Origin of the sequence: Kribbella jiaozuonensis, from assembly GCF_005233875.1 — a bacterium.
Lineage (GTDB): Bacteria > Actinomycetota > Actinomycetes > Propionibacteriales > Kribbellaceae > Kribbella > Kribbella jiaozuonensis.
On record NZ_SZPZ01000002.1, the window covers coordinates 52,050 to 77,671 of the forward strand.

Consider the following 25,622-nt stretch of genomic DNA (forward strand, 5'->3'; position numbering starts at 1 on the left):
GATCCAGATTGACACCCGGGGGAGTCATTTCGAGCAGCGTCGAAATCAGGCTTCGGCGGCTTCGAGGTCCAGGTGGTCGACGTACGCCCAGAGCCAGACGAGCGGGGCAAGGACGAGTTCGGGTTCGTTGTCCTCGTCGGCGATGAACAGCATCGACGCCTCGCCGTTGCTGATGTCCTCGATCACCGCTTCGCACATCTCGAGCGCGAGCTCGAACGGCAGCAGTCGCGGCCCGTTCTCCCAGCGCGGCTCGGGCAGCGGCAGCACGGGCGCCTCGTCGGTCCCGTCCAGCTCGACCGATACCTTCTGCAGCTCCTCGTACAGGTCGTACGAGATCAGTCCCGCGAACGGTCGCCCGTCCAGCCCGATCAGGTACGGATCGTCGGCCCCCTCGCGGAAGGTGTCGCGGATGTCCGGCAGCGCCGCCTTGAGGTCGGTCGCCTCCAGGTACGGCGCTTCGTCCGGCTCCTCCTCGTCAACGTCCACCTCGACCAGCCCGCTGCGCATCTGGTCGAACTGATGCAGCAGCTGGTTCAACTCGTCGTACGCCCCGGCGCCCGGCGCCTGCTGCGCCCGCGCCTCCAGGTCGCGTAGGTGGTCGACCAGATCGTCCTCGAAGTGCAGCTCGTACCGCGGCAGGCCCGGCTCGCGACCAGCGTTGATCTGCGCGACGAGCTGCGTCGAGACCGGCCCGATCCGCTCGGCCAGCACCTCCAGCGGCGTGGTCGGCTTCTCCTCGTCGTCGTGAGCGCAGGAGTCGTCCTCGCCCTTGCCGTCGCCCTCCATCGCCAGCAGCACCTGGAACGCCTGGAACGAGAGCAGCGCGGCGGTCGCCATCGTCCCGTCGCCGATCAGCATCAGCGGATTCCCGCCGGCCTCGGTACGGCGTACGTGGTCGGACATCAGCGTCGCGGCCTGCTCGACGTTCACCTGGCTGGCCAGTGACGACAGCCCGTGGTCCGTGTCCACGCCGAGCAGCTCGACCAGCCGCTCCGAGCTCATGTCGAAGTTCGAGCGCAGGTAGTACCGCAGCCAGCCGGCGTCGACCGGGTTGCCGAGCAGCTCGGCGATCCGGGCGCGGAAGTCGGCCAGGTCGGCGATCGCCAGCACCACCAGAACCGGCTGGTCGCCGTCGCCGATCACCAGCGGCCGGGTATCACCGTTGTGGAATCCTTCGATTACCTGGTGCAAGCTGTCCGCGGCTGCCTCGAGCGGCCACGACTCCGCCTCGAACTCGTTGACCACCGCGGCGGAGGTGTCGTCGGGCATCTGCTGATCCTCTCCGGGGTGCGGCGGGAGTTGGGGGTAACTGTAGGCTGCGGGCGTTTCACCAGGTCACACGGGTCCTCAGGACCCTCGGGCTTCGGCTGCACGTGACATTGGATACGCTGGCACCGGCGGGTCGGTGCAGAGGTATCTCACATGTGAGATAAGGTCCGGCGCGTGACCGATGACTACCTGAGCCGGATCGGAAACCTCATCCGGGACGCCCGCAAGCATCGCGGCTGGACGCAGACGCAGCTCGCGGAAGTACTGAACACCAGCCAGAGTGCGGTGAACAGGATCGAGAAGGGTCATCAGAACCTCACCCTCGAGATGCTCGCCCGGATCGGCGAGGCGCTCGACTCGGAAATTGTCTCTCTCGGCGGCGGCCCGGTCCACCTTCGCGTCGCCGGCGGCCGGCGACTTTCCGGATCCATCGACGTCAAGTCGAGCAAGAACGCCGGTGTCGCGCTGCTGTGCGCATCGCTGCTGAACAAGGGCCGTACGACGCTGCGCAAGGTCGCCCGGATCGAAGAGGTCAACCGTCTCCTCGAGGTGCTGAACTCGATCGGCGTCCGCACCACCTGGCTGAACGACGCCGGTGACCTCGAGATCGTCCCGCCGGCACACCTCGACCTGAGCTCGATGGACGCCGAGGCGGCCCGTCGTACCCGTTCGATCATCATGTTCCTCGGCCCGCTGCTGCACCGCGAGGATGCGTTCGAGCTGCCGTACGCCGGTGGCTGCGACCTCGGCACGCGCACCGTCGAGCCGCACCTGACCGCGCTCCGCCCGTTCGGCCTCGAGGTTAAGGCGACCGGCGGGCAGTACCACGCACTGGTCAACCGGGCGATCACGCCGGGCAAGCCGATCGTGCTGACCGAGCGCGGCGACACCGTGACCGAGAACGCGATCATGGCCGCCGCGCGGTACGACGGCGTGACCGTGATCCGCAACGCCAGCCCGAACTACATGGTCCAGGACCTGTGCTTCTACCTCGACCTGCTCGGCGTGAAGATCGACGGCATCGGTACGACGACGCTCACCGTGCACGGCCGCGCAGACATCGACGTCGACGTCGACTACGCGCCGTCCGAGGACCCGATCGAGGCGATGAGCCTGCTCACCGCGGCGATCGTGACCAAGTCCGAGATCACCATCCGGCGCGCGCCGGTGGAGTTCCTCGAGATCGAGCTCGCGCTGCTCGAGGAGATGGGGCTCGACTACGACCGCAGTACGGAGTACCTGGCCGAGAACGGCCGGACCCGGCTGGTCGACCTCACCACCCGCCCGTCGAAGCTGCACGCGCCGATCGACAAGGTCCACCCGATGCCGTTCCCGGGGCTGAACATCGACAACCTGCCGTTCTTCGCGGTCATCGCGGCGATCGCGACCGGGCAGACGCTGATCCACGACTGGGTCTACGAGAACCGCGCGATCTACCTGACCGACCTGAACAAGCTCGGCGGCCGGGTCAAACTGCTCGACCCGCACCGCGTGATGGTCGAAGGCCCGACGCACTTCTCCGGCACCGAGATGATGTGCCCGCCGGCACTTCGCCCGGCCGTCGTCACGCTGATCGCGATGATGGCCGCGAAGGGTACGTCGGTACTGCGCAGCGTCTACGTGATCAACCGCGGCTACGAGGACCTCGCCACCCGGCTCAACTCGCTAGGCGCTCAGATCGAGACCTTCCGGGACATCTGAGTCCTGCAGGAAGGCGACCGCCTCGGCGATCACAGCCGGGTCCTGGAGGATCCGGCTGTGGCCGAGGCCTGTGGTGGGCAGGAAATGCGCCCGCTCGCCATAGTTCCGCAGCAACACCTGCGCCTGCGCTGGGTCCACGACGTCGTCCTCGTCGTTGTGGATCACGAGTAGCTCGGCCTTCCCGGTCGCGACCGAGAATCGGTTCCAGATCTGGTTGTCGCCGTCGAAGTACCCGCGCTCGATCGACCGGCGCAGGTGCTTGTTGATCTTCGGACCCAGCCCGAGCGCCGCGCAGAACGTATCGGCCAGGTAGCCGAAGTCCGCGACGCCGCTGATCGTCACGATCCGCCGCGCTGCCACGCCCTCGCGGACCGCGTACAACGCGAACGGCACGCCGAGCGAATGTGCGATCACGCCTTCGAACGGTCCGTGCCGTTCCTCGAGCTGCTGGATGATTCGCTGATGCCCGAGGATCGACACGATCGGCCCGGGGGAGTCGCCGTGCCCGGGCGCGTCGTACGACACCGGGCTGTATCCGAGCTCGAGCAGTCGCGTGATGAATCCGGCGTACCGCGATGCCCGTGACCGCCAGCCGTGCACGAGCAGCACCGGCCGTTTGCCGTCGCCCCACGCGTAGGTGAGCACGCCGTCGATGTCTTCGACCCGTGCCGCGTCGTGGACGTGGCGCTCGCTGTCACGGATCTGGCCGCGGGCGAGCGGGCGGCGCCACAGCCCGAACGCGAGCCGGCCGCCGAGCCGTGGCGACACCGCTCCGATGGTCCGCAGACCCGTGCCGATCAGCTGCTGCATGAACGTCCTCCCCTAACTATACGAACGGTCGTACTATTACTTTTGCACGAGATCATCGTCAAGGGCAACTAGGATCGGGAGCCGTGGAGAAGGTCGACGGACGGTTGGTGCGGGGTGACCAGACCCGCCGCGCCGTGCTGCGCCGGTCGGTCGACATCGCGTCGGTCGACGGGCTCGAAGGCTTGTCGATCGGGCGGCTCGCGACCGAGCTCGGAATCAGCAAGAGCGGGCTGTTCGCGCATTTCGGCTCCAAGGAGGAGCTGCAGCTGTCGACGATCCGGGCCGCGCGGCGGATCTACGCCGACAACGTGGTGATCCCTGCGTACGAGGTCGAGCCTGGTCTCGGGCGCGTGTGGGCGTTGAGCAAGCACTGGCTCGACTACTCGCAGCGCCGGGTGTTCCCGGGTGGCTGCTTCTTCCAGAAGGTCTCGCACGAGTACGCCGCCCGAAGCGGTGCCGTCCACGACGCCCTCCTCACGGTCCACTGGGAGTGGATGGGACTGCTCGAGGAGGCCGTCCAGGCTGCCGTCGACAACGGTGAGCTGGAGGCCGACGCCAAGCAGTTGGCGTTCGAGCTCAACGCGTACTACGAGGCCGCCAACCTCGCGTCGATCCTGCACGACGACGGCGGCGCGGCGTACGAGCTGGCGCGTCAGGCCATCCGCTCGCGGCTGGAGTCGACCGCCACCGCGGGCACGACGCTGCCCCGCTGAGTCGGGAGGTCGCGGCGCCGGCGGATCGGTGAGGCGAGCAGGACGAGACCGGCCAGCGGCACGCCGGCTGTCGTGATCCAGAGGGCTGGTGTGAGGCCGAGGGTCTGTCCGAGTACGCCGCCGAGCAGTGCGCCGAGCGGGATCGTGCCGTAGTTGACGAAGGCCGTCGTTGCGGTGAGGCGGCCGAAGAGGTCGAGCGGGCAGTAGGACTGGAGGAACGTTGCCTTCACGACGTTTCCGCCGACGACGCCGAGACTCACGCCGAACGCGCCGACCAGGTAGAACCACGGGCTCGCGCCGCTCAACGGGATCAGCAGTGCGAGCGTCGGCAATCCGAGTTCGCACAGCAGCAGCGCCCTCGCCGTACCAAACCGTATGGTATGCCGTCCAACGAAGGCGCCGAGGACTCCGCCGCTTGATGCTGCCGCGATCAGGGTGCCGACTGTGCCTGCGGTGAGGCCCGCTTCGCGGACGAGGAAGACGACGATGATCGCCTGGTATCCCATCAGTGCGAGGTTGGAGACGGCGCCGAAGAACGTGAGGGTGCGCAGCCAGACGTCCTGCGCGACCAGCCTGATGCCGGCCCGGATCGCGCCGGGCTGTCGCGGGATCGTCGTACGGCGTTCTCGATAGCGGATCGCGGCGAGACAAGCGAGGGCGACCAGGAAGCTGGCCGCGTCGACGAGGACAGCGTCGGCGGCACCAATCAGTTGCACCAGGAGCCCGCCGCAGCCCAGCCCGGCGATCTGCGCTGCCGAGGCGCTGCCATGCAGCTTCGCATTGCCCTCGGCGTGATCGGCCGAGGCCAGAAGCGTCGGCAGATATGCGGTGTATGCCGTTTGGAACACGACCGATGCCGCGCCGGCGAGCACCGCGACGACGAGCAGCAGTTGGATGGTCAGTCGGCTGCCGGACAACGGAACCAACGCGAAGAGGCCGGCAGAGACAACGCAGGAGATCAGCATGACCGGTCGACGGCGTACCCGATCGATCCAGGCGCCGGTCGGGAGTCCGATCAGCAACCACGGCGCCCAGGCGGCCGCGGTGAGCAGACCGACCTCGAAGGTTGTTGCATCGAGCATCGAAATGGCGACGAGGGGGAGTGCTACCGAGGAGGTCGCGCTGCCGAAGCGGTTGATCGTCTCGCCGGTCCAGAACAGGCGGAAGTCCCGATTGCTCAGCAGGAGGCTCATGAGCGGCGGGGGAACGACTGCAGTTGGACGATCACCCGCTCGGCGCCGTCCGCCGGTTCGGTGCCGGTATACCGATCTATGACAGCGGCGATCTCTTCGTTGAGGTTGTGCAGCTGATCCGGCGTGAGGTGCAGGTCGCGCCAATCGGACAGGCCCGCCGCGTGCTGCCACTCACCTGGCCAGTCCTCGTCGAGGTACGTGCGGACACGGTTGTAGTACCGCTCGACCAGATCGCGGAGATAGACGTCGAGTGCGCGCCGCGTCTCGGGATCGTCGAGGAACTCGGACGGGTCCAGAACGGTCTGCCGATCGGGGAGCCGCCACCAGCGCTCGCGCTTGGTGCCGCGATCGGGATCCTCCTCGAGGTACCCGTGCTCGGCGAGCAGTCGCAGGTGCCAGCTGATCGTCCCGGTGTTCTCGCCGAGTCGCGTCGCCAGCGTGCTCGACGTGGCCGGTCCGTCGAGCTCGATCGCCTCCAGGATGCGCATCCGGAGCGGGTGGGCGAGTCCGCGCAGACTCCGGGCATCGATCCGTCGCATTGTTGCAGAGTAATCTCTGCAGAGAAGTCTCTGCAACTAGGTTTGTCGGTGGGCGTCCCTAGGTTTGGCGGTATGCACGTGGTGGCTCAGCTGGCGGTCTCGCTGGACGGGGTGGCGTCGGGGTTCGACGTCGACCTCGCCCGGTTCTATGCGCTCGCCTCGCTCTGGCAGGAGGAGGTGACGCTGATCGGCGCGGACACGATCCTTGCCCAGGAGTCCGACGTACTCGCTGCTCCCCGGCGCGGCCCGCGACCGGAGGGCCCGCTGCTGGCGGTCGTCGACAGCCGAGCCCGCGTCCACAGCTGGACCTCACTCCGCGACCTCGGCTACTGGTCCGACGTCCTTGCTTTGTACGCCGACCAAACGCCCGCACGCCCACCCGACTCGACCACCCGCGAACTCGTCACCGGCTACGACCAGGTCGACCTCGCCGAAGTCCTCGACGTGCTTGACCGCAGAGGTGTGCACACCGTCCGAGTCGATTCGTCCGGTGCGCTGTTGCGAGCCTGCCTGGAGCTCGAGCTGATCGACGAGTTGGCCCTGCTCGTCCACCCGGTCCTGGTCGGCTCCGGCGAACGCTGGTACGACACCCGCCGGCTCAACCTGCACCACGTCGGCACCGAGGTCTTCAAGGACGGCGTGCTCTGGATGCGTTACTGCGTGGCCATCTGAACGTCGCGAAACTGTCGGTGCTCGCGGCTACTGTGTGCAGTAATGAGGAAGCAGCATGAGGGGTACGACGAGCACGACGCGGAGCGCTGGGTTGCCGAGCCGGTCAAGCGACCGGGCCGGACCGCGTTCGCGCGTGATCGCGCGCGCGTGCTGCACAGTGCGGCGTTGCGGCGGCTGGCGGCCAAGACGCAGGTCGTGACGGCCGGCAGCGACGACTTCACCCGGAACCGGCTGACCCACAGCCTCGAGGTCGCCCAGATCGGCCGCGAGCTGGCGGCGACGCTCGGCTGCGATCCGGACATCGTCGACGCGGCCTGTTTGTCGCATGATCTCGGGCATCCGCCGTTCGGCCACAACGGTGAGCGCGCGCTCGACCAGGTCGCGGCGGACATCGGCGGCTTCGAGGGCAACGCGCAGACGCTGCGACTGTTGACGCGGCTGGAGTCGAAGACCTTCGACGCCGAGGGACGCAGCGTCGGGCTGAATCTGAGTCGCGCCACGCTCGACGCCGCGACGAAGTACCCGTGGCCGCGCCGCCCCGGCGAGCGCAAGTTCGGGGTGTACGACGACGATCTCGCCGTTTTCACCTGGCTGCGTCCGGGCGTGGGGGAGCGCCGCTGCCTGGAGGCGCAGGTGATGGACTTCGCCGACGACGTCGCGTACTCCGTGCACGATGTCGAGGACGCGATCGTCGCGCATCATCTCGATCTCGCCGCGGTCGATGCGGACAGAGCGCCGTACTGGCAGACGGTCCGGCAGATGTATTTGCCCGAGGCAACCGACGCGGAGCTCGACGAGGGCTGGGCCCGGCTGACCTCGCTGATCTACTGGCCCGGCTCGACCTTCGACGACAGTCGACGTGCGCTCGGCGGCCTCAAGGACCTCACGAGTCAGCTGATCGGCCGGTTCGCCACCGCCGCCGAGCAGGCCACACATGCCGTCTTCGGCCGCTCCCGCTTGATCCGCTACGAGGCTGACCTCGTCGTCCCCGACGGCATCCGCACCGAGATCGGTCTGTTGAAGGGCGTGGGCATGTTCCACGTCCTCGACTCACGCGAGCGCCAGGCCCGCCGCGCCACTCAGCGCGAGCTCCTCACCGAACTGGTCGAGGCGCTGTGGAAGACAGCGCCACGCAACCTCGACCTCCCGTTCCAGTCCGACTTCGCGGACGCGGTCGACGACAACGCCCGCCTGCGCGTCGTCGTCGACCAGGTCGCGTCCCTCACCGACCCTTCAGCTCTGGCCTGGCATGCCCACCTGGTCGAGGGGAAGATCCAGCCCTAGCTGCGAGCGGATGGGGTTGTTGGTGTCGCGGATCTGCTGCAGTTCCGCATCCGACAGGGCACGCCGGTAAACGCGGACCTCATCGAGCGTCCCCACGAAACGGTTGGCGCCGTCGACCCGCTGGCCGACATGAATGCCCTGTACGCCGAACTCCTTGCCCGCCGTCACCGAACCAGCCGGCGCCGTCGCAGAGCCGACCTCAACACCATCGACCAGCAACCGCAGCTTCCCCTTCACCCGCTGGAGTACGACGTGATGCCACTGATCGTCGTTATACGCCGACGCAGACTGCACCGTCACGTTGTAGCGATCCACCGCCAGCAAGGCGCGGATCCGATTGCTCGCCGGCTCTGCCCGCAACCAGATCTGCGGCGTGGTGCCGGAGCCGGTGCGATAGGCCCACAGGATCGCGTGCGACCCCGTCGTCGCGCCGTACTTGATCCAGGTCATCAGCGTGAAGTCGTCCGCACCGAGGTCGATCGACCGGTCGAACGGCACCTCGACGTAGTCGTCCACGCCGTCCATTGCCAGCCCGTTCCCGAACTTGCCCGCGGCAACAGTCGCCCCGCCGCGGACGTACGCCGGATTGTGGGCGGGACCAACGTCAGCGGTGCGCGGCCCGGGCGCGGGCGGGCCGGGGATGCCGGGCGGCGTACCGTTCGGCGTCGACAGGTACGCCTCGTTGAACCGGGCCCACCGGATCGTCTCGTACGGGCTCGCGACGCCCGCCTCGTACAAAAGCCCGGCCTGATCCCCGTCCAGCCGCACCATGTCGGAGTACGCCGACGGTCCCCAGTAGAAGACCTTCCCCTGCTGCCACGTGCCGAACGACCGCGCCTCGTCGTACGACGATCGCACCGTCATCACCTCGCGCGCGGCCGGATGCGCCGGCGCCGAGAACAGGATCCGGTTCTGCCGATCGCCTTCGTTGCGCGCGCTGAACCGCAGCAGCGAGCCTTGTACGTCGGGCATCACCAGCTGCGGGATCGTCTTGAACGGCGCGTCGAACGTCGCCCCGCCGTCGCTGCTGATCGCGTACGCACGGTTGCCCGGATCGGTACCGCGTTCACGTGCCAGCGCGTAGATCCGCCCGTCGGTCAGCTCGACGACGGTGATCTCGCCTACGATCACCTTGCCGTCGTCGCGGGCCATGGTCGCGCCGATGTGCCAGGTCTCGCCGGAGTCGTCGCTGTAGATGAGATGGCCGCCGTACACGTGTGGGCCGACGCCGTCGTACGTCTCGTAGGTCGCGCCGACGATCAGCCGGCCGGCGTGCGGTCCGTGCTGGAGCTGGATCCCGTGCATCGGGCCGGTCGCGTACCAGAAGTTCCAGCTCGGCAGCTTGGCGTCGGTCAGCTCGCGAGGCGCGGTCCAGGTGGCGCCGAAGTCGTCGCTGGTCTGGACGTACGGATCGCGGTCACAGCCGTTCGTGCACGGCTGCGGACCGTTGTGCGTGGTGACGAGCACGATCCGGCCGGTCTTCTGGTCGACGATCGGTACGGGGTTGCCGTGCGTACTGCCGTTGCCGTCGGAGACGACCTGCAGCGGACCCCAGGTCTTGCCGCCGTCCGAGGACCGCTTGAGCACGATGTCGATGTCGCCGTCGTCGCCGCAGTCCGCGACCCGGCCTTCGGCGAACGCGAGCACTTCACCGTCGGTCGCGTGCACCACGGCGGGGATCCGGAAGCACGAATATCCCTCGGTTTTCTGCTGGAACAGCACACTGTCGTCGACGAACGGCGCTTCGGCGGTGGCGGGTGCTGGTGAGGTTATGAAGGTGCTGATCATCAGTAGGGCGGTGAGAACGCGCATGACTCTCCAGGGAGGACATAGGACGTCTGATGTCCTCGACAAATTAGTCATCGTTGTCGCGCGCGGCAAGGGTTCGCCGAGGACTAAGGTCCTCTTATGGCTGATGCAGAGCAGATCGTCATCGTCGGTGCGAGTCTCGCGGGAGCGACCGCCGCCGAGGCCCTTCGGACGGAAGGCTGGACCGGTGGTGTGGTCCTGATCGGCAGCGAGCAGTCCCTGCCGTACGAGCGACCTCCGCTGTCGAAGGACGTGCTGCTCGCCAAGAAGGGGACCGAATCCGCGCAGCTGCACGATCAGCAGTGGTACGACGACAACAAGATCGACCTGCGCCTGGGGACCACGGTCACCGCGATCGACCCGGCCGCGCACACCGTCACGCTCGACGACGGCTCACAGGTGTCGTACGGCAAGCTGCTCATCTCGACGGGCAGCCGGGTCCGGACTCTCGACGTACCGGGTGGCGATCTGCCGGGTGTGCACTACCTGCGGACGGCCGAGGAGTCGCAGGCGCTGACCGACGCGTACGCCGCGAAGCCGCGCGTTGTCGTCGTCGGCGCGGGCTGGATCGGGCTGGAGGCGGCGTCGGCCGCGCGCGAGCGGGGGAGTGAGGTGACGGTCGTCGAGCCGCAGTCCACTGCGCTGGCGTCCGTGATGGGCGAAGAGGTCGGCGAGGTGTTCGCCGACTTCCAACGGCAGCACGGCGTGCAGTTCCGGTTCGGGATCGGGGTCGAGGGCTTCGAGGGGACCGACAAGGTGACCGGTGTCCGTCTGGCCGGCGGCGAGGTGCTCCCGGCGGACCTGGTGGTCGTCGGCGTCGGCGTGCGCCCGAACACTGAGCTCGCCGAGGAGGCCGGCATCGAGGTCGCGACGCCGGACAACGGCTCCGGCATCGTGACCGGCGCAGACCTGCGGACGTCGGCGGCCGACGTGTACGCCGCCGGTGACGTGGCCCGCTGGGAGCACCCGCAGTACGGCCGCCCGGTCCGCGTCGAGCACTGGCAGAACGCGAAGGACAGCGGCAAGGCGGCGGCGAAGGCGATGCTCGGCGAGGACGTGGCGTACGACTCGATCCCGTACTTCTTCACCGACCAGTTCGACCTCGGCATGGAGTACGCCGGCGACATCCCGCGCGGCACGTCGTACCAGGTCGTGTTCCGTGGCGACCCGAAGTCCGGCGCCTACATGGTCTTCTGGCTCGACGACGACCACCACGTCCTGGCCGGCATGCACGTCAACCTGTGGGACACCGGACTCGACGCGGTCCGCGAGCTGATCCGCTCCGGCAAGGCGGTCGACCCGGCCCGCCTCGCCGACACCTCGATCGAGCTGTCCGACGTCTAGATCGGGTAGGTGACGTAGGCGAACTGCGTGCTGTTCGGCGACCAGCTCGGGACGTTCATCGTGCCCTGGCCGCCGAACAGCGTCGTCAGTTCGCGGACGCCGTCGTTGGTCAGCAGACGCAGTCTTACGTCGCCGATGTCGGCGGGATGCCCCTCGGTGCCGGGCGGGAAGCTCACGTACGCGATCGCCGAGCCGTCCGGCGCGGGGTGCGGGAACCAGTTGACGCGCTCGTCGTCTGTCAACTGCTCGACCTCACCGCTGCCGACCGCGATCCGGAACAGCTGCGCCTGGCCTGCCCGCTCCGAGTTGAAGTAGATCCACTTGCCGCCCGGGCTGTACTCCGAGCCGTCGTCGGCGAACTCGTCGTCCGTCACCTGGACGTCGGCGCCGCCGGCGCTAGGAATCGTCCAGACGTTGGTGATCCGCTGGCCGTCCCGGTTCTCGAGCCCGATGTACGCCAACGTCTTCCCGTCCGGCGAGACGCCGTGCAGGTAGTGGTGGAAGCCCGGGCCGCGATCGTTCGTCACCCGGCGTCCGGGCCCGCCCTCGATCGGTACGGCGTACAGGTGGCCGTCGTCCGCGGACACGTAGACCGTCTGCCCGTCCGGGCTGACCACGTGGTCGTTGTTGATGTCCGGCACTCCGCCGAGCTCGATCTCCTCGAGCCCGTCGTTCACCCGGAACAGGCGGCCGTTGCCGTTGACGATCAGAACGTCGTCCGGTGTCCAGTTCGGCGCCTCGAAGAGGATGTCCGACGAGCTGAACACCAGACGGTGCTCGCCGCTGGTGACATCGACGACGTACAACTCGGACCGCTGACCAGGGCGAAGAGTTCGTGGCATACCCGCAAACCTATGTGATCGGTCCAGCTAGACTCACGGGGTGGCTGGCCGGATCAAGGAAGAGGACATCGCGCTGGTGCGCGAGCGGGCCCGGATCGACGACGTTGTGGGTTCGTATGTGACCTTGAAGAACGCCGGCGGCGGCAACCTGAAAGGGCTGTGCCCGTTCCACGACGAGAAGTCGCCGTCGTTCAACGTCACCCCCTCCCGCGGCTTCTTCTACTGCTTCGGCTGCCAAGAGGGCGGCGACGTCATCGACTTCATCCAGAAGATCGACCAGATCACGTTCTCCGAGGCGGTCGAGACGCTGGCCTCGAAGGTCGGGATCCAGCTGCGGTACGAGGACTCCGGTGCGCCGGTGCCGCGCGGTCCGGGGAACCAGCGGCCGCGGTTGGTCGAGGCGCACAAGGTCGCGGCCGAGTTCTACGTCGACCAGCTGTTCGGTGCGGCCGAGGCGGCGCCGGGTCGGCAGTTCCTGGACAAGCGCGGGTTCGACAAGGATGCCGCTGTTCACTTCGGCGTGGGGTTCTCGCCGCGGGGTGGCGACGTACTGACGAACCACCTGCGCGGGCGGGGCTTCACGAACGCCGAGCTGGTCGCGTCGGGGCTGTCCGCTGATGGGCAGCGCGGGCTGTACGACCGGTTCCGCGGCCGGCTGATGTGGCCGATCCGGGACGCGTCGTCGGACGTGATCGGGTTCGGCGCGCGGCGGCTGTTCGACGACGACCGCATCGAAGCGAAGTATCTGAACACGCCTGAGACGCCTATCTACAAGAAGTCGAAGGTCCTGTACGGCGTGGATCTTGCGCGGCGGGAGATCGCCAAGGGTCGGCAGGCTGTCGTCGTCGAGGGTTATACCGACGTTATGGCTTGTCATCTGGCCGGGGTGCAGACCGCGGTCGCGACCTGCGGTACGGCGTTCGGCGACGATCACGCGCGCGTGCTGCGGCAGTTGCTGCTGGATCACGATCAGTTCCGTGGCGAGGTGATCTTCACCTTCGACGGGGACGAGGCGGGGCAGCGGGCGGCGTTGAAGGCGTTCGCGGGGGACCAGGCGTTTGCGGCGCAGACGTACGTCGCGGTCGAGCCGGACGGTCTCGATCCGTGCGATCTGCGGCTGGAGAAGGGCGATGCGGCGGTCCGCGAGCTGATCGGACGGCGGGTGCCGCTGTATCGGTTCGTGCTGGGGAACGTGTTGTCGAAGTACGACCTGGATCGGGCGGACACGCGGGTCGATGCGCTGCGGGATGCGGCGCGGCTGGTGATCAGCATTCGCGACCGGTCGAAGGTGGACGCCTTCACGCGGGAACTCGCCGGGCATCTGGGGATGGATGAGGACCAGGTGCGCTCGGAGGTTTATCGCGCTGCCGCTCGGCAGGGGGCAGCTCCTGGGCAGTCCGGGCGGCCGGGTTCTGGACAGCCTGGTTCCGGCCAGCCTGGTTCCGGCCAGCCTGGGCGGCCGGGCTCTGACCAGACTGGGGGCGCGGCTGCCGTCCAGCATGGGCAGCCGGTTGGTGCGCCGCAGCAGCCTCGCCGCGCAGACGTGCCCTCACCGCGTGACCAGCGGTACGTGATCGAGTGGGACGCCCTGAAGGTCGCGATGCAGCACCCCAACCTGGTCGGCGTCGCCTTCGACGAACTCGACGACCACGACTTCACCCACCCCTGGCTAGCGGCGATCCGCACCGCAATGGCAAAGGCAGGCGGCCCCGCCGCTGCACCCGCCGCCGAGGCCTGGGTGGTCGCCGTACGCGATGCCATCGGCAACGATCCGGCCGCCGCAGTCGTCGGCGCACTCGCCGTCGACCCGCTACGCCTCGGCCGCGAGCCCGACGAGCAGTACGCCCAAGCGTTGCTGGCCCGCTTGCAGGAACTGACCTGCGCCCGCCGCATCCAAGACCTGAAATCCAAGCTCCAACGCACGAACCCGATCGACCGCCCAGACGAGTACAACCGAATGTTCGGCGAACTCATCGCCCTAGAGGCCTACAAAGCCGAACTCCGCAACCGAGCAATCTCCGGCGCGATCTAGTCCTCCTTCAGGTGCTCCACGAGCCGCGCCGTCTCCTCGGCGTACTTCGCCGCGAACTCCTCACTGTCCGGATCAAGACCAAGCGCCCTCGCGATCTGCGGAAACACCACCGGCGCCGCAGCCAGCCCGAACAGCGCGAGCCCCGTGTACGCCGCATCGAGGTTGGCCGCCAGTTCGCCATCAGTCTGCCGCTGCCGGAAATCGTCGAGCATGCTCTGGAACCTGGCCCGCTGCCCCTCCGGATCCAGCGCGCTGGTGTCCCGATCGACAGCCTCACGCACGAGTAAGCGCAGCAAATCAGGCTGGGCGATCGACGTACGAGCGTAGGCCGCGACCACCTCACCAAGTGATTCCGCGTCCGCGGCAATATCCGGCTCGCCCGCCCGCCACCGGTCGGCGACTGCTTTATAGAGCCCTTCTTTGCCGCCGAAGTAGTACGAGATCAGCTGCTTGTTCACGCCTGCCCTAGCAGCGATCTCGCTCACCCGCGCACCACCGAACCCGTGCGCGCCGAACTCGATCACCGCCGCATCCAGCAACTGCTGCCTGGTGCGCTCGGCGTCCCGCTGCCGCTCGTCGGGTCCCGGTGATCTCCGCACGAAATCATCCTAGCGGACAGCCATCCGCCGTGCTAACTTAATCAACCACACGGATGATAGAGTTTGATGCACGGATGATTGGAGACGACGATGAAGGTAGCGATCGTGGGCGCCGGGATCGGCGGGCTGGCTCTGGCGCAAGGTCTGCAGAAGGCAGGCGTCGACGTAAAGGTCTTCGAGCGCGACCCCTCACCCCGCCACCGCAACCAGGGCTACCGCATCCACATCAGCCCGGTAGGGGAGGAGGCCCTAGCCGCAGTCCTCCCCGACTTTGTGCGCCGTCGAGTCATCGCGACCGCGACACAACCAGGCGATCTGGTCGCCGGCTTCGACTCCCAGCTCCAGGTGCAGTTCGAGCAGGAGTTCCCGGTAGCCGGTCCGGACGCGGTGACGTCAGTGGACCGCTACGCCTTCCGCCGCGCGCTGATGACCGGCCTGGACGACGTACTCGAATTCGGCAAACAGTTCGACTCGTACGCCGAGACCTCCGGAGGCGTGCAGCTCGCCTTCACAGACGGCACGTCCACGTTCGCCGACGTCCTCGTCGGCGCCGACGGCGTCGGCTCGCGGGTCCGCGCGCAGCTCCTACCAGAACAAGACGTACTCGACATCGGCGTCCGCTGCATCTACGGAAAGGTGCCCCTGACAACAAACGTCCGCGAGGTTGCACCACCGCCCTTCCTCCGCGGCTTCTGCTTCGCCAGCAACGGCGCCGGCACCGGCCTGGCCTTCGGCCCAGTAATCTTCCGCGAGCCCCCAGCCGAGTACGGCGACTACCTGATGGCAGTTCTAACCGGCACAAACGAAGTACTAGGCGCCTCCGACGACGAACTCTTCACCATGCCCGCCGCCGACCTCTGGTCAATCGTCACCCGCTCGGTGACCAACTGGCACCCATCAATCCGCACCCTGGTCGCCGCCGCCGACCCGACCGCCGCCTTCCCCATCACCCTGCGAACCTGCATCGAAGTCCCCTCCTGGTCCTCAAACCACCTAACCCTCCTAGGCGACGCCATCCACCCCATGACCCCTGCCGCCGGAGCCGGCGCCAACACCGCCCTCTGGGACGCCGCAAGACTGGCCCGCGCGCTGACCTCCGGCGAGGACCTCGCGTCCTACCAGCAGGACATGATCCCCAATGCCCAAGCCGTGGTCACCGAGTCGCTACACAACGCCGAGCGCCTCTTCCACATCTCAATCCCCGTTTAGCTCAGTGACTCGCGCAAGGTCTCCTGCACTTCGTCGAGCCGTTCGAGCATCATCAGCGCGGTCTCGTGCCGTGCGCGAGCGTAGAGCTCGAGCGACGGCGTGACCGCTTCCTGCGGCTCGGCCAACGGAAACGTCGAGCCCAGCGTGTAGGCACATCCGACGGCGACCGTGGACACCAGATCGTCAGGGCGCGCCGCTGGGTGCTCCTCGCGATAAGCAGCCAGCAGCTCACCCAATCCGTCAACCCACCCATCGCCGAGCATCAGCGTCCGCGGGTCGCACCCGATCCGCGCGATCTCCCACGCCATGAAGCGTGGACCTGGCGGCTGGAAGTCAATGACAGCTGCAACCTCGTCCCCGCACATCATCAAGTTCGGCGCCGCCAAATCCCCGTGCACCACCTGCACCGTCAGGTCGGGCAACTCATCCAGAACGGCCTGCGCCCTCCCCAGCAACGCACGCCGTTCCCTGGCGGCCTCCAACGCCCAACTCTCGAACGGGCTGCGCACCGCCCGACTCGCGTAGTCGTCAATCACCCGATCGAACTGCCGCCGCGACCGCACAACCCCCCGCACTCCAACGCCTGCACGCACCGTCGGAGCCGCCGCCGGATGCTCCGCCAACCGCCGATGCAGCCTCCCCAACACACCCCCGACCGCCGCCCACCTCGCCCCGACCAGCCCACCCTCCGCCGTCTCCCCATCGACGAACTCCCACAACGACATCGGCACCCGCTCGTCGATCACACGACCATCAAGCGTCCGCCGCACCTCAGCCACCGGCACGCCACCCTGCATCGCAAACTCAGCGAGCCCGATAGCCGCCCGCTCCCGCCCGACCTCCCCGCGATACACCTTCGCAAACCACCGCCGCCCACCCTCGTCGACGACGCGATAGTTGCTGGTCGCCGTACCCGCGAGGATCTCCGTCACCTCAACAGCACGCACGCCGTACGACGCCCCCAACGCCTCGACGACCCTCTCCACCTCAATCAGGATCGTTCCCCGTCACACCATCAACCGCCTCACGCAACACGTCCGCATGCCCGGTGTGCTTCAAATACTCCTCAAGCAGATCAACAAGAATCCGCCGCCGATTGCACGACCACCGAGGATCCGGATCTGCAATCACCACATCAAGCCCACCATCCGCAGATAGCTCCTGCCACGCAGCCCGCGACCGCGCAGCAGCCCCATACCAAAGCCCGTAAAGCTCCTCCGGCGAATCACTAACCGCCGACTCCCAACCCCACCGATCATTCTCAACCCACCCCCGCCCATCCCACGGCGCCCCCAACCCCCGCCCCGCCGCCCGAGCCGCAAACCCATCCTCCACAAACGCCATGTGCTTCGCGAGCCCCGCCAACGTCATCGCCGACGGCGCATGCCGCCGCCGCAACTCCTCCGCCCCAAGCCCACCCGTCTTCCAACCAAACTGCCTCCGCACCCGATCCAACGCAAACTGCAACATCTCCACCTCACCCCCACGCAAACACTCACCCACCGGCAACCCTCTCCAGTCCAAAACCCCTCCTCCACAAGCCACCCCCACCCTCCCGCACCACCCGTCCACACCACCCAACCAATCCGCCCCACCCACCCACCAACCCACGGCCCCAACGCCCGCCCCCGACCCATCGCAGGCCTCAAGTCCACACCAGCTCAGCTCCAGCCCACACCAGCTCGCGCGTCCGCCGACACCGCTCCGTGCCAGCTCCCGCGCAAGCCATCACGCACCACGTCAGCGCCTACGCACGCCAGCTCTCAGGCACGCCGGCTCTCAGGCACGCCGGCTCTCAGGCACGCCGGCACCGCACCACGCGAGCTCCTGCGCAGGCCAGCCCCGGCGCACGCCGACCCGCTCCGCGCCAGCTCCCGCGCACACCAGCTCCCAGACACGCCGACATCGCAACCACGTGAGCTCCTGCACATGCCAGGCCCGGCGCACGCCGACACCGCGCCGCGCCAGCTCCCGCGCACGCCAGCACCGCACCACGTGAGCTCTCGCGCACGCCAGGCCCGGCGCACGCCGACACCGCGCCGCGCCAGCTCCCGCGCACGCCAGCACCGCACCACGCGAGCTCCAGCCGACGCCAGCACCGCGTACGCCACGCCCACGTCGCCCACCTCGCGCAGAATCAGCACTGCCCGGGGACCATGGGTTCCCCGGGCAGTGCCTTCTGTGTGTTTAGGGTTCAGCTCTCGAGTGCTGCATCCAGCGTGATGTCGACGCCGGCCAGCGCCTTGCTGATCGGGCAGTTCGCCTTAGCCGCCTGCGCCGCCTCCGCGAACCCGGCCTCATCCAGACCATCGACCTCAGCACGAACCGTCAGCTTGATGCCGGTCAGCTTGAAGCCACCATTCGCCTGATCCGGTCCGAGCGTCACGTCAGCCTTCACCTCATGCGACAGCGGCTTCCCGCCCCGCCCAGCAATCTCCGCACTCAACGACATCGCATAGCAAGCGGTGTGGGCAGCTGCGATGAGTTCCTCCGGGCTGGTGGTACCGCCCGCATCATCAGCAGCGCGCTTCGGGAACGAAACGTCGTACGTCCCAACCTTCGAGCTGCTCAGCTCCACCTGCCCCGAGCCCTGCTCCAGAGTGCCGTTCCAAGCGGTCCGCGCAGTACGAGTAGGCATCGCAATCTCCTTCAGAAGTTATCTTGTGTACAAGATACTTGTGCACAAGATATGCTGCCGTCAAGTCCCCACCGGGTGAGACCCCGACCACAGGAGCGAGCCATGACCGAGACGAGGGTCCTCGACGACCTGCTCTGCTTCGACCTGTACTCGCTCTCCCGCACGGTCACCGCCCTGTACCGCCCGGTCCTAGAGCCGCACGGCCTGACCTACCCCCAGTACCTCGTCCTGGTCACCCTCACCCGCCTAGGCCCCAGCCCCATCGGCGCCATAGCCCGAGCCACCCGCCTGGACCACGGCACCCTCACCCCGCTACTACGCCGTCTAGCCGACCGCGGCCTAATGACCCTCGACCGCTCCCCAACCGACGCCCGCTCAGTAACCGTCGCCCTAACCCCCGCCGGCGAGGCTCTCAAGCCGGTCTTCCGCGAGGCCCAATGCCACCTAGGCGAGTCCCTAGGCCTAACCGAAGCCCAAGTCCGCCGCCTCCAATCCACCCTCCACCAACTAGCCGACCACCTCGACAACGACTGACCGAAGCGTCACTGCGTGGCAATCGCGTAGGCGGCGGCCGGCAGGAGAGGGAGTCCGTTCCGTACCTCGACCAGCTTCGGGAGCCTGTAGTCCTCAGAGCGACTGACCTCCATGCCGTGCGCTCCGAACGTCGCTTCGGCGTGGCATCCGGCCGGACTCAGTCCGATCAGGTACCCGCGCTGAACTGTCAGTAGGAGCGCCTCGAGCCGGAACAGCAGGTTCAGATCGAAAGTGATGGTCATCGCAGGCGTCTCATCGACGATCAGTTCGACTTGTGGATGGTGCACCGAGGTGATCTTGTGGCTGGCCAAGCTGACGTATTCGGGCGGCCCGGCTCCGGTCAGAGTGGCCTTCGCTGCAGTTGTCAGTGCCCGATGGGTCTGCCACGCCCAAAGGATAGGGTCGCCGAGATTCTGCTCGAGCGTATGCGCGATCGCCCCGGCCACAGGACCGCTCAGCAGGTGCGCTGACATGCTCAGCCGGGGTACCTCGTTGAGCACACCGCTGGTCTCGATCAGCTTGGTGAGCTCGTGCGTGGCGTCCTCGTTCGAACCACTCAGGTGCGAGACAACAGTGATGTGTCCGCCAGTGTCGCTCATCTGTCTCGTCCTCCTGGATGTACTGTCTGCCGCGGTCAAGGCCGGGTCTCAGGCGCACTCGGTGCGCTGGCCCGGTTTCCTCGATTCGCGCTTCTACCCGAGTCAGTGGCTGTCCACCGGCATGGATGCTTGGTTGCCGAGGGCCCCTGTCGCGGTGTCGTTGCTGAAGACGTCTGGCGGTCCAGGCCGCGAAGACGCCGGCCACAAGTAGCGGACCCAGCCACCAGGGCACCTGCGCCACGTCGTCGGCCGCCAGTTCTACCGTCACCGTGGTTCCTGCCGGCACCAGTTGCCCGGCCGGTGGCACCTGTCGCACAACATGCCGCGAGAGAGTTGCCGGACGGCTCTCGCCGACCAGATCGAAGATCAGTTCAAGCTGTTCGACCCTTGTCCGGGCCTCGTCCTCGCTACGGTCGACCAGGTCCGGGACCGCCACCAGTCGCGGCTCCACCTCACGGGTGAGGTCGACTGTGACCACACTCCCGACATCGACCTCGGTTCCCGCCAACGGACGCTGGTTGAGGACGGTGCCCGCGACGGCTGTTCCGGGTCGGACGATCCGGGACTGAAGCTTGAGCCGAGCCTGCACTATGGCGCTCCGCGCAGCAGGCTCAGGCTCACCGATGACGTCCGGTACGGTCGTGCGCGCGTGCACCGGCTCGCCGGAGCTGCGCTCGATGTCGACGGTGATCGCCGTACGGACGAGCACTCGGCGGCCGTTCGTCGGCGACTGCGAAACAACCTTTCCTGCCCCAGATCCGTCCTTGACGATCCTGGGGTCGAACACCAGCCCTACTGTCTCGATCGCCGCGCGAGCTGTCGTCTCGTCGAGACCGACGACAGCAGGTACCGCGACCAGTTGGACCTTGGGCTCACGCACGATGTCCGCCGTCACCGAAGTGCCTGCGGCGACGAGTTCACGAGCGCGGGGCTGCTGGCTGACAACTCGTCCGGGCCGTGCGCCGACTTTGATGATCCGCGGATCGTAGACGAGCTTTGCCGCCTCGACGAGATCCTTCGCCTCATCTTCGGTGTGCCCGACGAGGTCCGGGACCGGGATTGGTTGGACAGGCTCCTCGATGTTGAGCACGACCGCGTCCCCGAAGACGGCGTACGCATCAGCAGCCGGGTCTTGTTTGACCACCGCCCAACCCTCAGATGCCTTGGCCGGCGACGGCTGCGCGACGAGTCCGAGCTGGGATAGAGCCTTCCTAGCTGCGGCGAGCGTTTCGCCGGTCAGGTCAGGGAGGACGACACCGAGCCAGAGGCCGACGACTGGGACTGAGCCGTCTGGATCCGGCGAGCTGAGGAGGTCCTGCTTGGCAACCAGAACCGCCTTCGGATCGACCTCGCCAGGTGCGTGGTTCATGACCAAGCAGGGCAGGCCGGCGGTGTCGAGGCGCTGGGCGGCTGACCCGACCTGCTTTCCGAGTACGTCAGGAACGTCCATGGCGCGGCCGGTCCACGGAGCGGTCTGAGCCTTCGTCCAGCACTCGGCCCTGACTTGTGCGGTGCCTGCTGCAGGCGTCAGAAACGCGAGGACACACATGGCGGCACAAGCCCCCAACCAGGTGATCAAACGCAGTCTGCGACGAGTCATGGGAGACCTCCGCGGGTCTATATCAATCGGACCGCGCGCGAAAACAACGTGATACACCGCTGGCTCGTGACGTTCGCGAGTTGGGCTCGGCGGTGTAACTTTCCGGGCCTGGCGAGTATCAAAGTAGGAAGGGGTGCACTTCTTGCCGCGCCCCGAAGGGCAATGCCCGGGGAGTGAGGGCCAGCATGTCGAGACGACTCTGGACTGCAGGGCGGATAGCAGCTGCCGCTGCGCTGGTGACCGGGCTGCTGGCCGGGACTTCGGGCGGGTCGCTGGCCGCCGACACGACCGCCGCCGCGGCATGCAAGCTCGAGTCGGGGTCGGTGACCGCCGGTGGTGATCACACGCACAGGGTGATTACTGCCGGCTCACCGGCGACGGTGCAGGAGAAGCAGCGGTACACCGCCCTCTTTCCCGAAGGTCGCCCCAGGTTGAGCAGTCTGTTCTTCAACGATCCCGTCGTACCTGGTTTCGGCGGTGCGTACGCCGGCCACGTGGTGATCGGCTCGGGCCTCTACAGCAGCACCTACTTCCTCACGACAGCCGGCGAGGTCGACCGGACCCAGTCGCACAACTTCCGGATCGGTGGCGGCTGGGCTGACGCGACCTTCCTCGAGACGAGCTACCCGCACGACACGAACCCCTTCGCGTTGGCCAACCACTACGCGCTACGTGGAAACGGCACGCTGACCCGATGGGACTCTAAAGGCGGGTTCGGCTGGACCAACCCGCAGTCCGCGGGTGGCTTCGCGGCCGTCAAGACGATGGCGCTGATCAGCCAGGCCGCGACGTACGACACCTTCCTGGCCAACACTCACGGCGGCGCCCTGTACACGATCCGGCTTCCCCTGACGTCGCCGATGAAGCCGGTCGTGAAGAGAGTCAGGGCCTCCACCTGGCAGGCCTTCGACGCCCTGATCGCAGAGAAATGCGGCCAGTACGGCACGCTGTTGCTCGGCATCGACAAGGACACCCAGTCCGGCTACCTGTACGCCGTCGGCCACGCAAACGGCACCGCCACGGTCATCAAGGGCCTCGGCAAGGTACCTGCCACCTTTGCTGACCCGCTCTACTTCCGCTATGCCGGCGAGCCCGGCACCGCTCCACTGCTGTTCGGAGAGTGACGGTACGTCGTTATCAGCCGTCGCATGAGCTGTCTTATTTGTCAGGGTGGGGGTAGAGCAGATGGTGGACACGGACTTTGTGACGGCACCGGACGGAAGAACCATTGCGTACGCGGAGTGGGGTGTGCGTGACGGGCGGCCGTTGTTCCTGATGCACGGCTGCCCCGGTAGTCGCTACGTGCGGCACATCGGCGATCTCTACGAGCGGCATCAGGTCCGCGCGATCGCCTATGACGTGCCCGGCTACGGGCGATCGACGCGTCGTCCGGGCCATCGGGTCGTAGACGCCGCCGAGGACGTCGCGCTGATCGCGGACCAGCTCGGGATCGACGAGTTCGCCGTACTCGGAATCTCGGCGGGCGGTCCGCGGGCTCTCGCCGTGGCTGCCCGGTTGCCTGAGCGAGTCACGCGATGTGTAACCGAACTCAGCCCCGCCGAGTACGCCGCATCCGACCTGGACTTCTTCGCCGGTATGTCCGAGGCCGAGGTCGGCGAATGGGAGCGGCCCGCAGCCCACGACGCCGCCTGGCTCGCCGAACATGACTTTCGCGATCTGGTTGCCTGGCTCGACGCGGCTGACCCGTTGCCCGAGGTGTCCGGGGAACTGCACGACATGCTCCTGCAGGCGTTTCGGGAGGGCATCGTCAACGGGCCGGGTGGCTTCGTCGACGACCTGATCTCGCTATCCGCCCCCTGGGGCTTCACACTCGACGAGGTAAAAGCTCCGACCAAGGTCATGGCCGGAACCGAAGACGAAGGCATTCCCCGCCAGCACACCGAATGGCTCGTCGCGGGCATCCCTGACGCCGAGGCGGTCTGGTCCCCAGGCGGCCACATCGCGGACCACTCGGCGGCCGAAGAGCGCTTGATCAGTTGGCTCGCAGGTACCCGTTCTTGATCGCCTCACATCGGCCAGGGTTGGTGAAGCGCGTGGCAGTCATTCCGCAGGCCAGAGGCTCGAAAGCGCTCTGACCTGCGGTGATGCGGGGTAGGGCGGACGGGACTCGAACCCGTGACCCAGGGATTATGAGAGCCACGCCACTTGCCACACCGCTCCACTTCAGGCTCCCGGAGTTCGGGATCGAGCACCTCTAGCTGACTGAATCCACTCTGTTTGACGCGATTTCATGTCACGAGTCATGTCACGCGATCGCAGATCGGGCTGGACTCGGCCGTCCGCGCTTGTGATCCGCCAACAGATCCGCGACACTCGTCCGCCACCTGATGTGCGACGCGTGGTCTAGGAGATTGAGGTAGCGGTCCGTGGCCGGCTGCCGTTTCGGGCTCTTATGGATCAAGGGCGCGCCTTCGGCGCGCGGCAGCAGGACGCTTCCACGTCCACGCGATCCCAACTGCCACGAGTCGCGTGAAGCCGTCCCCCGCTTGTTGGCCCCGTCCCCTGGCCGCTCGATTGTCCGGCCATCACGACCCATGTCAAGAGCGCTACGCGCCCCTACGGATCGGCAAGCCGACTCTCGACATGCGCCGAGCTGGCCTGGGTTTGGCCGCTATCAGGGGGACGGGGCAGGTGTAGCACCAGGGGCATCGTCCGCATCAGCAGGTGTCTCAGCCTTCAAGGCCGCCAGCTCAGCCGGAAGTTCGAACAAATCCCGGAGCAGCGCCGCAGTGAACAGGAGCACCCGCTGCGCTGCATCGGTGTCTACTCGAACATCCGTGTGGTGAGCACCCAGATTCCCGACAACCCGGACGTGATGCAGTACATCGCCAAAGGACGTTGTGACGTGCCCGTCCGCGATCAGTTTCTTGATGCTGTTGACCAACGTCTTTTCGGCGGCACCGTAGTGCGCAGCGGCGGCCTCTAACGTCCTCCGGAGTTGTACCGCAGCGGCATCTGGGACACCCGCCCGCAGGACCTTGATGGCGTCGCTGTAGTACTGGGCGACGTCGGGCGGCAAGTGCTTGATTGCCTGGCCGAGATTGTCCCCTGCTGGCACGATCTGGAGCTCTTGATGGATGTGCTGGTCCGGCCCGTTGTGCTCTACAAGCATCGCCCCACCGCATGCCGGACAGGTCAACGGTGTCCAGTACCGAGCGCGTCCATCCCTGCCCGCGTACGAAGACAGCGGAGCCGCAATGCCCATCTGCGTATGCGTAAGCCCGCACCACGGGCAGTCGCGAAACGTCATGCTCTGGTCGAAACCCACAGTTCCCCCTCGTAGCGGTTCACTCACTAATCGAGCATCTGCGTCGGGCGTTACGGATGTTCACCCAGCCCGGCCGTCACTGCTTGCGCTTCCTCGGGGCGTCTGTCGCTCCCAAACAGATCGTCAGCCCCTAGTCTTCCGGGGTGAGGATCTGCGCAATTGTCGGCCTGGTGCTGACGTTGATCGGAACCGTTTTAGCGGTAGTCGCTCTGGTGCAGGACTGGAACGAACACGGTGGCGGCAAGCCGCTGATCCCGGTGGCTGCCCGCTTGTGGCGATGGCTGCGGCGCACGCCGCGAGTCCACAGCGTCTCGGCCGACACGACTGCCTCATGGAACGTCGCTGCGGCCACCGGCGAGGTTTATGTCAGCCCGCCGAGCGATGCAGGGGTCGATGTGCAGATGCGGTTCGTCCGTGAGCGCCTGATCGCGCTTGAGGCCCGGATCGCCAAAGAGCGCCGCGAAGTCGATCGGAGGATCAATGACGTCGAGACAGCAGGACGGGAGGCCGACGCCAGGTCGCAGACTGCACTCGCGGAGGTCAACGACAAGATCCGCGAGGTCGCCACGGGCAGCGTTCGGCTGGAGCTGTGGGGACTCGGGCTTGTCGGCGTCGGCTCGATCGTGTCGACGCTGCCCGCCGTGTTCGGCTGGCAGTGACGCAAGCGTGTCGCACCCGGCCCGCACCGTTGTGCGGGCTCTACCTTCTGTCCATGAGTGAGGGTCAGTGGAAGCACCAGGAGCACGACTTCATAGGTCCGGACGGCGAGTGGATCGCCGTCACGGTCGATGAGGACGGCTCGGTGGAGGTCTGGTACTACGACCACCGTTCGGTCGTCGTGCACCACGCTGTCGAGGACTGGACCGACGAGGGGCGGAAGAAGTGGATGACCAGAACCAGAATCGCGCCTGGTGAGCCGCAACCCAGCATCCCAGCCATAGAGTGA

24 protein-coding genes and 1 pseudogene are annotated in these 25,622 nt (G+C 67.1%); 12 read left to right on the forward strand and 13 right to left on the reverse strand.

Annotation, left to right across the window (positions count from 1 at the left end; translation table 11 throughout):
• Positions 1–45: 45 nt before the first annotated feature.
• Positions 46–1,269, reverse strand: coding sequence for a hypothetical protein (locus tag FDA38_RS11905; RefSeq protein ID WP_137253884.1), 1,224 nt, complete (start codon positions 1,267–1,269; stop codon positions 46–48).
• Between the two features lie 174 nt (positions 1,270–1,443).
• Between FDA38_RS11905 and FDA38_RS11910 the strand changes: the two genes are divergently transcribed.
• A complete protein-coding gene (locus FDA38_RS11910; protein ID WP_137253885.1) occupies positions 1,444–2,970 on the forward strand; it encodes a helix-turn-helix domain-containing protein in 1,527 nt (508 codons plus the stop codon).
• Here FDA38_RS11910 and FDA38_RS11915 read toward each other — a convergent pair.
• Positions 2,935–3,780 (reverse strand): alpha/beta hydrolase, encoded by an 846-nt coding sequence (locus tag FDA38_RS11915; RefSeq protein ID WP_137253886.1) that lies wholly within the window; start codon positions 3,778–3,780, stop codon positions 2,935–2,937. The genes FDA38_RS11910 and FDA38_RS11915 overlap by 36 nt on opposite strands.
• 83 nt (positions 3,781–3,863) lie before the next feature.
• On the opposite strand from FDA38_RS11915, the gene FDA38_RS11920 reads away from it, so the two are divergent.
• A complete protein-coding gene (locus FDA38_RS11920) occupies positions 3,864–4,493 on the forward strand; it encodes a TetR/AcrR family transcriptional regulator (RefSeq protein WP_137253887.1) in 630 nt (209 codons plus the stop codon).
• Here FDA38_RS11920 and FDA38_RS11925 read toward each other — a convergent pair.
• The gene (locus FDA38_RS11925; RefSeq protein WP_137253888.1) at positions 4,433–5,686 is read right to left on the reverse strand and encodes an MFS transporter; all 1,254 of its coding nucleotides are present in this window, start codon (positions 5,684–5,686) and stop codon (positions 4,433–4,435) included. The two genes, FDA38_RS11920 and FDA38_RS11925, sit on opposite strands and share 61 nt — an antisense overlap.
• Positions 5,683–6,225: a winged helix-turn-helix domain-containing protein gene (locus FDA38_RS11930; protein WP_137253889.1), complete on the reverse strand. Its 543-nt coding sequence runs from the start codon at positions 6,223–6,225 to the stop codon at positions 5,683–5,685. The genes FDA38_RS11925 and FDA38_RS11930 overlap by 4 nt, the downstream gene beginning before the upstream one ends.
• Positions 6,226–6,297: 72 nt before the next feature.
• Between FDA38_RS11930 and FDA38_RS11935 the strand changes: the two genes are divergently transcribed.
• On the forward strand, positions 6,298–6,897 hold the full coding sequence (locus tag FDA38_RS11935) for a dihydrofolate reductase family protein (protein ID WP_137253890.1): 600 nt from the start codon (positions 6,298–6,300) through the stop codon (positions 6,895–6,897).
• Positions 6,898–6,939: 42 nt separating this feature from the next.
• Entirely contained in the window at positions 6,940–8,181 is a 1,242-nt protein-coding gene (locus FDA38_RS11940; protein WP_137253891.1) for a deoxyguanosinetriphosphate triphosphohydrolase, read from the forward strand.
• Here the strand turns inward: FDA38_RS11940 and FDA38_RS11945 are convergent.
• Positions 8,131–9,993 carry a sialidase family protein gene (locus FDA38_RS11945; protein WP_137253892.1) on the reverse strand — a complete coding sequence of 621 codons (1,863 nt, stop codon included), beginning with the start codon at positions 9,991–9,993 and terminating at the stop codon, positions 8,131–8,133. The genes FDA38_RS11940 and FDA38_RS11945 overlap by 51 nt on opposite strands.
• 96 nt (positions 9,994–10,089) lie before the next feature.
• Here FDA38_RS11945 and FDA38_RS11950 point away from each other — a divergent pair, with 96 nt between their 5' ends.
• Entirely contained in the window at positions 10,090–11,334 is a 1,245-nt protein-coding gene (locus FDA38_RS11950) for an NAD(P)/FAD-dependent oxidoreductase (RefSeq protein ID WP_137253893.1), read from the forward strand.
• Here FDA38_RS11950 and FDA38_RS11955 read toward each other — a convergent pair.
• Positions 11,331–12,176: a TolB family protein gene (locus FDA38_RS11955; protein WP_137253894.1), complete on the reverse strand. Its 846-nt coding sequence runs from the start codon at positions 12,174–12,176 to the stop codon at positions 11,331–11,333. The genes FDA38_RS11950 and FDA38_RS11955 overlap by 4 nt on opposite strands.
• Before the next feature lie 40 nt (positions 12,177–12,216).
• On the opposite strand from FDA38_RS11955, the gene dnaG reads away from it, so the two are divergent.
• Positions 12,217–14,208 carry a DNA primase gene (gene dnaG / locus FDA38_RS11960; protein WP_137253895.1) on the forward strand — a complete coding sequence of 664 codons (1,992 nt, stop codon included), beginning with the start codon at positions 12,217–12,219 and terminating at the stop codon, positions 14,206–14,208.
• Here dnaG and FDA38_RS11965 read toward each other — a convergent pair.
• Positions 14,205–14,807 carry a TetR/AcrR family transcriptional regulator gene (locus FDA38_RS11965; RefSeq protein ID WP_137253896.1) on the reverse strand — a complete coding sequence of 201 codons (603 nt, stop codon included), beginning with the start codon at positions 14,805–14,807 and terminating at the stop codon, positions 14,205–14,207. The genes dnaG and FDA38_RS11965 overlap by 4 nt on opposite strands.
• A 90-nt stretch (positions 14,808–14,897) precedes the next feature.
• On the opposite strand from FDA38_RS11965, the gene FDA38_RS11970 reads away from it, so the two are divergent.
• Positions 14,898–16,016, forward strand: a complete 1,119-nt coding sequence (locus FDA38_RS11970; protein ID WP_137253897.1) for an FAD-dependent oxidoreductase — start codon at positions 14,898–14,900, stop codon at positions 16,014–16,016.
• On the opposite strand, the gene FDA38_RS11975 is transcribed toward FDA38_RS11970, so the two are convergent.
• The 3 genes from FDA38_RS11975 to FDA38_RS11990 all read right to left on the reverse strand — a co-directional run bounded on the left by FDA38_RS11975 (position 16,013) and on the right by FDA38_RS11990 (position 18,654).
• Positions 16,013–17,002: a phosphotransferase enzyme family protein gene (locus FDA38_RS11975; RefSeq protein WP_137253898.1), complete on the reverse strand. Its 990-nt coding sequence runs from the start codon at positions 17,000–17,002 to the stop codon at positions 16,013–16,015. The two genes, FDA38_RS11970 and FDA38_RS11975, sit on opposite strands and share 4 nt — an antisense overlap.
• 1 nt (position 17,003) lies before the next feature.
• Positions 17,004–17,486 carry a mycothiol transferase gene (locus tag FDA38_RS43650; RefSeq protein WP_137253899.1) on the reverse strand — a complete coding sequence of 161 codons (483 nt, stop codon included), beginning with the start codon at positions 17,484–17,486 and terminating at the stop codon, positions 17,004–17,006.
• A 724-nt stretch (positions 17,487–18,210) separates the two neighbouring features.
• Positions 18,211–18,654, reverse strand: coding sequence for an OsmC family peroxiredoxin (locus tag FDA38_RS11990; protein ID WP_137253901.1), 444 nt, complete (start codon positions 18,652–18,654; stop codon positions 18,211–18,213).
• Between the two features lie 102 nt (positions 18,655–18,756).
• Between FDA38_RS11990 and FDA38_RS11995 the strand changes: the two genes are divergently transcribed.
• Positions 18,757–19,188 carry a MarR family winged helix-turn-helix transcriptional regulator gene (locus FDA38_RS11995; RefSeq protein WP_170989658.1) on the forward strand — a complete coding sequence of 144 codons (432 nt, stop codon included), beginning with the start codon at positions 18,757–18,759 and terminating at the stop codon, positions 19,186–19,188.
• Between the two features lie 8 nt (positions 19,189–19,196).
• Here FDA38_RS11995 and FDA38_RS43015 read toward each other — a convergent pair whose 3' ends face one another.
• Both FDA38_RS43015 and FDA38_RS43655 read right to left on the reverse strand, forming a co-directional pair.
• Positions 19,197–19,787: a hypothetical protein gene (locus FDA38_RS43015; protein ID WP_233714635.1), complete on the reverse strand. Its 591-nt coding sequence runs from the start codon at positions 19,785–19,787 to the stop codon at positions 19,197–19,199.
• A gap of 313 nt (positions 19,788–20,100) precedes the next feature.
• A pseudogene (locus tag FDA38_RS43655) lies at positions 20,101–21,690 on the reverse strand (PASTA domain-containing protein); the annotation flags it as partial.
• Between FDA38_RS43655 and FDA38_RS12010 the strand changes: the two are divergent.
• Together FDA38_RS12010 and FDA38_RS12015 are read left to right on the forward strand one after the other, a co-directional pair.
• Positions 21,573–22,511, forward strand: a complete 939-nt coding sequence (locus FDA38_RS12010) for a hypothetical protein (protein WP_233714637.1) — start codon at positions 21,573–21,575, stop codon at positions 22,509–22,511. The pseudogene FDA38_RS43655 and the gene FDA38_RS12010 overlap by 118 nt on opposite strands.
• A 61-nt stretch (positions 22,512–22,572) precedes the next feature.
• Positions 22,573–23,409: an alpha/beta fold hydrolase gene (locus FDA38_RS12015; RefSeq protein WP_137253905.1), complete on the forward strand. Its 837-nt coding sequence runs from the start codon at positions 22,573–22,575 to the stop codon at positions 23,407–23,409.
• Positions 23,410–24,022: 613 nt separating this feature from the next.
• Here the strand turns inward: FDA38_RS12015 and FDA38_RS12020 are convergent.
• On the reverse strand, positions 24,023–24,520 hold the full coding sequence (locus FDA38_RS12020; protein ID WP_170989660.1) for a DUF4145 domain-containing protein: 498 nt from the start codon (positions 24,518–24,520) through the stop codon (positions 24,023–24,025).
• Between the two features lie 299 nt (positions 24,521–24,819).
• Here FDA38_RS12020 and FDA38_RS12025 point away from each other — a divergent pair, with 299 nt between their 5' ends.
• Positions 24,820–25,335 carry a hypothetical protein gene (locus FDA38_RS12025; RefSeq protein ID WP_137253907.1) on the forward strand — a complete coding sequence of 172 codons (516 nt, stop codon included), beginning with the start codon at positions 24,820–24,822 and terminating at the stop codon, positions 25,333–25,335.
• Positions 25,336–25,388: 53 nt separating this feature from the next.
• Positions 25,389–25,622 carry a hypothetical protein gene (locus FDA38_RS12030; protein ID WP_137253908.1) on the forward strand — a complete coding sequence of 78 codons (234 nt, stop codon included), beginning with the start codon at positions 25,389–25,391 and terminating at the stop codon, positions 25,620–25,622.

What these genes read in the sequence shown, in the direction of transcription:
- FDA38_RS11995 (WP_170989658.1), top strand. Translation starts at nt 18,757, where the DNA reads ATGACCGAGACGAGGGTCCTCGACGACCTGCTCTGCTTCGACCTGTAC.
- FDA38_RS11905 (WP_137253884.1), bottom strand. Translation starts at nt 1,269, where the DNA reads ATGCCCGACGACACCTCCGCCGCGGTGGTCAACGAGTTCGAGGCGGAG.
- FDA38_RS12020 (WP_170989660.1), bottom strand. Translation starts at nt 24,520, where the DNA reads ATGCTTGTAGAGCACAACGGGCCGGACCAGCACATCCATCAAGAGCTC.
- FDA38_RS12030 (WP_137253908.1), top strand. Translation starts at nt 25,389, where the DNA reads ATGAGTGAGGGTCAGTGGAAGCACCAGGAGCACGACTTCATAGGTCCG.
- FDA38_RS43650 (WP_137253899.1), bottom strand. Translation starts at nt 17,486, where the DNA reads ATGTTGCAGTTTGCGTTGGATCGGGTGCGGAGGCAGTTTGGTTGGAAG.
- FDA38_RS11925 (WP_137253888.1), bottom strand. Translation starts at nt 5,686, where the DNA reads ATGAGCCTCCTGCTGAGCAATCGGGACTTCCGCCTGTTCTGGACCGGC.
- FDA38_RS11935 (WP_137253890.1), top strand. Translation starts at nt 6,298, where the DNA reads ATGCACGTGGTGGCTCAGCTGGCGGTCTCGCTGGACGGGGTGGCGTCG.
- FDA38_RS11940 (WP_137253891.1), top strand. Translation starts at nt 6,940, where the DNA reads ATGAGGAAGCAGCATGAGGGGTACGACGAGCACGACGCGGAGCGCTGG.
- FDA38_RS11915 (WP_137253886.1), bottom strand. Translation starts at nt 3,780, where the DNA reads ATGCAGCAGCTGATCGGCACGGGTCTGCGGACCATCGGAGCGGTGTCG.
- FDA38_RS43015 (WP_233714635.1), bottom strand. Translation starts at nt 19,787, where the DNA reads ATGAGCGACACTGGCGGACACATCACTGTTGTCTCGCACCTGAGTGGT.
- FDA38_RS11970 (WP_137253897.1), top strand. Translation starts at nt 14,898, where the DNA reads ATGAAGGTAGCGATCGTGGGCGCCGGGATCGGCGGGCTGGCTCTGGCG.
- FDA38_RS11950 (WP_137253893.1), top strand. Translation starts at nt 10,090, where the DNA reads ATGGCTGATGCAGAGCAGATCGTCATCGTCGGTGCGAGTCTCGCGGGA.
- FDA38_RS11990 (WP_137253901.1), bottom strand. Translation starts at nt 18,654, where the DNA reads ATGCCTACTCGTACTGCGCGGACCGCTTGGAACGGCACTCTGGAGCAG.
- FDA38_RS11930 (WP_137253889.1), bottom strand. Translation starts at nt 6,225, where the DNA reads ATGCGACGGATCGATGCCCGGAGTCTGCGCGGACTCGCCCACCCGCTC.
- FDA38_RS12010 (WP_233714637.1), top strand. Translation starts at nt 21,573, where the DNA reads ATGTCGAGACGACTCTGGACTGCAGGGCGGATAGCAGCTGCCGCTGCG.
- FDA38_RS11945 (WP_137253892.1), bottom strand. Translation starts at nt 9,993, where the DNA reads ATGCGCGTTCTCACCGCCCTACTGATGATCAGCACCTTCATAACCTCA.
- FDA38_RS11955 (WP_137253894.1), bottom strand. Translation starts at nt 12,176, where the DNA reads ATGCCACGAACTCTTCGCCCTGGTCAGCGGTCCGAGTTGTACGTCGTC.
- FDA38_RS12015 (WP_137253905.1), top strand. Translation starts at nt 22,573, where the DNA reads ATGGTGGACACGGACTTTGTGACGGCACCGGACGGAAGAACCATTGCG.